The organism is Streptomyces sp. NPDC111520 (assembly GCF_055635295.1).
Map to the genome: position 1 here is coordinate 171,838 of NZ_JBVKBW010000018.1, position 6,571 is coordinate 178,408.

At 73.3% G+C, this 6,571-nt stretch carries 5 protein-coding genes and 1 pseudogene; 3 read left to right on the top strand and 3 right to left on the bottom strand.

The genetic code is table 11. The features are described from left to right. The first annotated feature begins 20 nt into the window (after positions 1-20). A complete protein-coding gene (locus tag ACZ7MY_RS33885) occupies positions 21-1,007 on the top strand; it encodes a LacI family DNA-binding transcriptional regulator (protein ID WP_499607642.1) in 987 nt (328 codons plus the stop codon). 239 nt (positions 1,008-1,246) lie between these two features. On the opposite strand, the gene ACZ7MY_RS33890 is transcribed toward ACZ7MY_RS33885, so the two are convergent. Further along, on the bottom strand, positions 1,247-1,669 hold the full coding sequence (locus ACZ7MY_RS33890; RefSeq protein ID WP_499607644.1) for a hypothetical protein: 423 nt from the start codon (positions 1,667-1,669) through the stop codon (positions 1,247-1,249). Between the two features lie 15 nt (positions 1,670-1,684). Between ACZ7MY_RS33890 and ACZ7MY_RS33895 the strand changes: the two are divergent. Continuing rightward, positions 1,685-1,966, top strand: a pseudogene (locus tag ACZ7MY_RS33895) (acetylxylan esterase); the annotation flags it as partial. Between the two features lie 51 nt (positions 1,967-2,017). On the opposite strand, the gene ACZ7MY_RS33900 reads toward ACZ7MY_RS33895, so the two are convergent. Further along, the gene (locus tag ACZ7MY_RS33900; protein ID WP_499607630.1) at positions 2,018-2,428 is read right to left on the bottom strand and encodes a Fur family transcriptional regulator; all 411 of its coding nucleotides are present in this window, start codon (positions 2,426-2,428) and stop codon (positions 2,018-2,020) included. 381 nt (positions 2,429-2,809) lie between these two features. Here ACZ7MY_RS33900 and katG point away from each other — a divergent pair, with 381 nt between their 5' ends. Then, entirely contained in the window at positions 2,810-5,041 is a 2,232-nt protein-coding gene (gene katG / locus ACZ7MY_RS33905) for a catalase/peroxidase HPI (protein WP_499607632.1), read from the top strand. Positions 5,042-5,110: 69 nt separating this feature from the next. Here the strand turns inward: katG and ACZ7MY_RS33910 are convergent, their stop codons facing one another. Next, a complete protein-coding gene (locus tag ACZ7MY_RS33910; protein ID WP_499607634.1) occupies positions 5,111-6,391 on the bottom strand; it encodes a DUF6986 family protein in 1,281 nt (426 codons plus the stop codon). Positions 6,392-6,571 lie beyond the last annotated feature (180 nt).

Below are 6,571 nucleotides of genomic sequence, written 5' to 3' on the forward strand. Positions count from 1 at the left end.
CGCGCACCGCCCGCCCCACCATGAAGGATGTCGCGGCCCGGGCCGGCGTCGGCCTGAAGACGGTTTCGCGTGTCGTCAACGAGGAACCGGGCGTCACCGAGGACACGATCTCACGCGTCCAGGCGGCCATCGACGCCCTCGGCTTCCGCCGCAACGACAGTGCGCGGCTGCTCCGCAAGGGCCGTACGGCCAGCATCGGGCTGGTCCTGGAGGACCTCGCCGACCCCTTCTACTCCCCGCTCAGCCGTGCCGTCGAGGACCTGGCACGGGCGCACTCGACGCTGCTGTTCACCGGCTCGAGCGCCGAGGACGCCGACCGTGAGCAGGAACTGGTGCTCGCCTTCTGCGCCCGCCGGGTGGACGGGCTGGTCATCGTGCCCGCCAGCGAGGACCACCGCTACCTCGAGCCGGAGATCGCGGCCGGCGTCGCGACCGTCTTCGTCGACCGCCCCGCGGGCGGCATCGACGCGGACGTGGTGCTCAGCGACAACGCCGGGGGCACCCGCGAGGGCGTGGCCCACCTCATCGCCCACGGGCACCGCCGCATCGGGTTCATCGGCGACCTCCCCCGCATCCACACCGCCGCCGAGCGCCTGCGGGGCTACCGGGAGGCGATGGAGGCCGCCGGGCTGCCCGTGCACGAGGGCTGGGTCTCCTGCGGGCCCACGGCCCCGGGCCGGGTCCGCGCCGCCGTGGAGTCCATGCTCAGCGGCCCGGAACCGGTCACCGCCCTGTTCGCCGGCAACAACCGGATCACCGTGACCGCGGTGCGGGTCCTCGCCGACCTGCCCAGCGTGGTCGCCCTCGTCGGCTTCGACGACTTCGAACTCGCGGACCTGCTGCGGCCCGCGATCACCGTCGTCGCCCAGGATCCGGGACTGCTCGGCCGTACCGCGGCCGGACTGCTCTTCCAGCGGCTCGACGGCGTCGCGGGCGCCCCCAAACGGGTCGAGCTCGCCTGCCGGCTCGTCCCGCGCGGCTCGGGCGAGCTCCCACCGGTGCCGTAGCGGCGCGGCAGGAGGTCAGGTCCGGCTCCTCCACGACCAGCCCGGCAGGCGAGGCCGAAGGGCGCCCGCGCGCGGCGCCGCACCGGGTCCGGCTCCGCCGCGCCGACCTCGTCGTCCGCGCAGGTGCCGAGAAAGTGCACGAGTTCCATGACGTTTCCGGCGTGCACGGGAACGAGCGGGTCCGTGCCGGTCACCGGGGCACCGTACGCCCGCGCACCGGCGGAGCCGGGCCGTGCCCATCAGCAGGCGTGCGCCATGGCGGTGAAGGTCAGCGCGCTGAACGACCCCGGCACCGGGTCGTAGGAGACCGTCACCGTCCAGCCACCCTTGCCGAGGGCCACGTACGCGCCGGCACCGCCCTTCCCCCGGCGCACTACCGTCCAGCCGCGCTCGCCCAGGCCGGTGTACTCCCGCGCTCCGTCCTCCTCGGCGGCCGGCCAGGCGAGCATGCACTCCTCGCTCGGCCGGTCGGACTCCTCGTCGGCGGTCGCGACCAGGCCCATCACCGCGTTCTCCGCCCTGCGCACGCCGGCCTCGTCCGCCGCCGCGTCCAGCTCCGCCTCCACCGCGGCACGGCTCAGCGGAACCGAGCCGACCGGCACGGCACTTGCCGGTCCCGCCACCAGTCCGGCGAGCACGGCGACGGCAGCCGCCCTGAGCATCGCGCGCGCATCGAGCCGGAACGGCTCTTCGGCACCCTCGACTACTTCGACGGCGTCCACTTCGCCCCGCGCGCCACCGCGCCCGCGCTGTTCAGCGTGGGCCTGATGGACCCCGTCTGCCCGCCGTCGACGGTGTTCGCGGCGTACAACCGCTACGCGGGACCGAAGGACATCACGGTGTGGCGGTTCGGCGACCACGGCGGCGGCCGCGACTCCCAGAACCACGAGCAGATGCTGTGGCTGCGCGGTCTCGGACTGGCCCCTACGGCGGAACGGAAGGACGGCGAGGACCGCTGACGCCGCTGACACCGCTGACACCGTCAGCGGCCACTCCCCCGGGTGACGCCCTCAGGCGCAGGACGGGCACAGCCCGCGGTAGGTGACCTCGGCCTCGGAGACCGTGAAGCCGAACCGCTCCGCGGCGGGGAGGTCGGCCAGCGGGTCCCCGGTCGGGTGGACGTCGCGTACGGTGCCGCACCGCGAGCACACGAGGTGCTGGTGCGGCCGGTGCGCGTTGGGGTCGTAGCGCTTGGCGCGGCCGTCGGTGGAGACCTCCATGACCTCCCCGAGGGAGACCAGCTCCCCCAGGGTGTTGTAGACGGTGGCCCGGGAGATCTCGGGCAGCAGCCGTGCGGCGCGGGCGTGCACCTCGTCGGCCGTCAGGTGCACGTGGTCGCCGTCGAGGACCTCCGCGACGACACGCCGCTGGGACGTCATGCGCCAGCCGCGCCCGCGCAGTCGCTCCAGCAGGTCGCTCATGTCTGCTCACCCGTTCAGCTCGGTGGACGTCCGGAATTCACCCCGTGGACGCGTCCGGGTTCTGATTGCCTATGGAATTGACGCTCTTCTTGACTTGGACTGCGTCCATCGTAGGATCGGTTCCGGCGCCAGCCAAGGGACAGGAAGACTCCAGTACGGCAGAAGAGAGAGACGTGACGGGACCACCGCCGAGCAGCAGCGCGGTGACGCCTGGAGGTCACGGGCGCCCGCGTGCCACCGCCGCGGCCGGTCCGGCACCCCTCTCCCCCTGTCGTGCCGCCGGTGAGGCCCCCGTGCGCTCACCGCGGCGGCCCCCGCCCGAACGCGTCCGACGGCCCGCAGTCCTGAGCACCGTGATCCGCCAGGTCCGGAAGGATTCCCATGTCTGAGAACCATGAAGCAATCGTCACAGACCCCAAGACGGAGGGTGTGAACGGTTGCCCCGTCGCGCACGGGCGCGCTCCGCACCCGACCCAGGGCGGCGGGAACCGGCAGTGGTGGCCGGAGCGGCTGAACCTGAAGATCCTCGCCAAGAACCCGGCGGTCGCGAACCCGCTCGGTGCGGACTTCGACTACGCCGAGGCGTTCAAGGCCCTCGACCTCGCGGCCGTGAAGCAGGACGTCCTCGAGGTCCTGACGACCTCCCAGGACTGGTGGCCGGCCGACTTCGGCCACTACGGCCCGTTCATGATCCGCATGGCGTGGCACAGCGCCGGCACCTACCGCATCAGCGACGGCCGCGGCGGCGCGGGCGCCGGTCAGCAGCGCTTCGCCCCGCTCAACAGCTGGCCGGACAACGGCAACCTCGACAAGGCCCGCCGCCTGCTGTGGCCGGTGAAGAAGAAGTACGGCCAGAGCATCTCCTGGGCCGACCTGATGATCCTCACCGGCAACGTCGCGCTGGAGTCGATGGGCTTCGAGACCTTCGGCTTCGCCGGCGGCCGCGAGGACGTCTGGGAGCCGGAGGAGGACGTCTACTGGGGCCCCGAGTCCACCTGGCTCGGCGACCAGCGCTACACCGGCGACCGCCAGCTGGAGAGCCCGCTCGGCGCCGTCCAGATGGGCCTGATCTACGTCAACCCGGAGGGCCCCAACGGCAACCCGGACCCGATCGCCGCCGCGCGCGACATCCGGGAGACCTTCCGCCGGATGGCGATGAACGACGAGGAGACCGTCGCCCTCATCGCCGGCGGCCACACCTTCGGCAAGACCCACGGCGCCGGCCCGGCGGACAACGTCGGCGCCGACCCCGAGGCCGCCTCGATGGAGGAGCAGGGCCTCGGCTGGCGGAGCACCTACGGCACCGGCAAGGGCGCCGACGCGATCACCAGTGGTCTCGAGGTCACCTGGACCAGCACCCCGACCCGCTGGGGCATGGGCTTCTTCGAGAACCTCTTCCGCTACGAGTGGGAGCTGACGACCAGCCCCGCCGGCGCCAACCAGTGGGTGGCGAAGGACGGTGCCGGCGCGGGCACCATCCCGGACGCGCACGACGCCTCCAAGAGCCACGCCCCGACGATGCTGACCACGGACCTCTCGCTCCGGTTCGACCCGGTCTACGAGCAGATCTCGCGGCGCTTCCTGGAGAACCCGGACGAGTTCGCGGACGCCTTCGCCCGCGCCTGGTTCAAGCTGACCCACCGCGACATGGGCCCGGTCGTGCGCTACCTCGGTTCCGAGGTCCCGTCCGAGACCCTGCTGTGGCAGGACCCGCTGCCCGCGCGGACGCACGAGGTGGTCGACGCCGCCGACGCCGCCGCCCTCAAGGAGCAGGTCCTCGCCTCGGGCCTGACCGTCCCGCAGCTGGTGTCCGCCGCCTGGGCGTCGGCCTCGTCCTTCCGCGGAAGCGACAAGCGTGGCGGCGCCAACGGCGCCCGTGTGCGCCTCGAGCCGCAGCGCGGCTGGGAGGCCAACGACCCCGACCAGCTCGCCGTGGTGCTGCGCACCCTGGAGGGCGTCCAGGAGTCCTTCAACGCGGCGCAGTCCGGTGACAAGCGGATCTCGCTGGCCGACCTCATCGTGTTGGCCGGCTCCGCCGCCGTGGAGAAGGCCGCCGCGGACGCCGGTCACCCGGTGGAGGTGCCGTTCACGCCGGGCCGTGTGGACGCCGCGCAGGACCAGACCGACGTGGAGTCCTTCGCCGCGCTCGAGCCGGCCGCCGACGGCTTCCGCAACTACCTGGGCAAGGGCCACCGCCTGCCGGCCGAGTACCTGCTGCTCGACCGCGCGAACCTGCTCACCCTCAGCGCCCCCGAGATGACGGTCCTCGTCGGCGGTCTGCGCGTCCTGGGCGCGAACCACGGGCAGTCCGCGCACGGCGCCTTCACCGCGACCCCCGGCTCGCTGACGAACGACTTCTTCGTCAACCTGCTCGACCTGGGCACGTCCTGGAAGGCGACCTCCGAGGACCAGTCCACCTTCGAGGGCCGTGACAACGTCACGGGCGAGGTCAAGTGGACCGGCACCCGTGCCGACCTCGTCTTCGGCTCCAACTCCGAGCTGCGCGCGCTCGCGGAGGTCTACGCGAGCGACGACGCCAAGGCGAAGTTCGTGACCGACTTCGTCGCGGCGTGGGCGAAGGTCATGGACCTCGACCGGTTCGACCTCGTCTGATCGTCCGCTCCGGCGGGACGTCCGGGCCGGCCCCCGCGGGGGCCGGCCCGGACCTGTTCGAGGGGGGCCTCAGGCCCCGGGGGGCCGGCCGGCGAGGACGTCGAGGTCGGCGCGGGTGAGCCCGGTGGCGGCGGCGACCTCCGCGAAGTCCACCGCGCCGCAGTCGAGTCCGCGCAGCAGGTACCCGCTCAGCGCCCGGGCGGTGGCGGGTTCGTCCATGACGTCGCCGCCCGCCTTGGCGACGTACGCCGTGAGCCGGGCCGCCGCCGCGTCCAGACCCTCGCGGTAGAAGGCGTAGACCGCCGCGTACCGCGTGGGCAGATGGGCGGGGTGCATGTCCCAGCCTTGGTGGTACGCACGGGCCAGGGAACGGCGGACCAGGCCGTAGTGGAGCCGCCAGGCCTCGTGGACGCGGGGGCCCGGGCCGACGGGCAGCACATTGGTGGAGCCGTCGGAGAGACGCACGCCCGTGCCGGCGGCCGCGACCTGCATGACGGCTTTGGCATGGTCCGCGACCGGGTGGTCCATGGACTGGTACGCCGGACTGACCCCGCAGGCGGCGCTGTAGTCGAAGGTGCCGTAGTGCAGGCCGGTGGCCCGGCCCTCGGCGGCGTCGATCAGCCGGGCCACCGTGGCCGTCCCGTCGGGCCCGAGGATGGACTGGGTGGTCTCGATCTGGATCTCGAACCCGAGGCGCCCTTCCGGCAGTCCGTGCGCGCGCTCGAACTCCCCGGCGAGCCGGACGAACGCCGTCACCTGCTGGGGGAAGGTGACCTTGGGCAGGGTGAGCACCAGGCCCCCGGGCAGCCCGCCGGCGTCCATCAGGCCGGTGAGGAACACGTCCAGGGTGCGGATGCCCCGGTCGCGTACGGCGGCCTCCATGCACTTCGTGCGGATGCCGACGTACGGGGGTGCGGTCCCGTCCGCGACGGAATCCGCCACGATCCGGGCGGCGCGCGCGGCCGCCGCGTCCTCCTCGGCGTCGGGCCGGGAACCGTAGCCGTCCTCGAAGTCGATCCGCAGGTCCTCGACCGGCTCGCGCAGCAGCTTGGCCCGTACGCGGTCGTGGACGGGCGCGGCGAGCGCGGGCGGCAGGCCCAGCACGCCGGCGAACCGCTCCGCGTCGGGCGCGTGATCGTCCAGGGCGGCGAGGGCGCGCTCGCCCCAGACGCGCACGGTGTCGGCCGCGAAGGCGTCGGCGGGGACGTAGACGGTGTGCACGGGCTGCCGGGTGCCCGGGTCCCCGGGGTAGCGGCGGGCGAGTTCGGCGTCGACGGCGGCGAGCGAGGCTCCGATGTCCTGGCGCACCGCGTCGCCGAGCGAGGTGCGGACCGTCTCGTTCTGCGCCATCGGGCACCCTCCCGGTCTTCAACAAATCGTTGAAGCGAAGCTAACGCCCTCCCCTTCGCACCGTCAACGACCCCCGGGAAAAGCCCGGAGCCCCGCGGTGCCGTGGTGGCGTCGCGGGGCTCCGGTGGGTGGTGCCGTCCGGTGCGGGGGTCAGCCCTTGCGGGCGGTGACCTCCTCGGT

Excerpts from the sequence above, each read along its gene's own strand:
- katG (WP_499607632.1), top strand. The coding sequence starts at position 2,810 with ATGTCTGAGAACCATGAAGCAATCGTCACAGACCCCAAGACGGAGGGT.
- ACZ7MY_RS33890 (WP_499607644.1), bottom strand. The coding sequence starts at position 1,669 with ATGCTCAGGGCGGCTGCCGTCGCCGTGCTCGCCGGACTGGTGGCGGGA.
- ACZ7MY_RS33900 (WP_499607630.1), bottom strand. The coding sequence starts at position 2,428 with ATGAGCGACCTGCTGGAGCGACTGCGCGGGCGCGGCTGGCGCATGACG.
- ACZ7MY_RS33885 (WP_499607642.1), top strand. The coding sequence starts at position 21 with ATGAAGGATGTCGCGGCCCGGGCCGGCGTCGGCCTGAAGACGGTTTCG.
- ACZ7MY_RS33910 (WP_499607634.1), bottom strand. The coding sequence starts at position 6,391 with ATGGCGCAGAACGAGACGGTCCGCACCTCGCTCGGCGACGCGGTGCGC.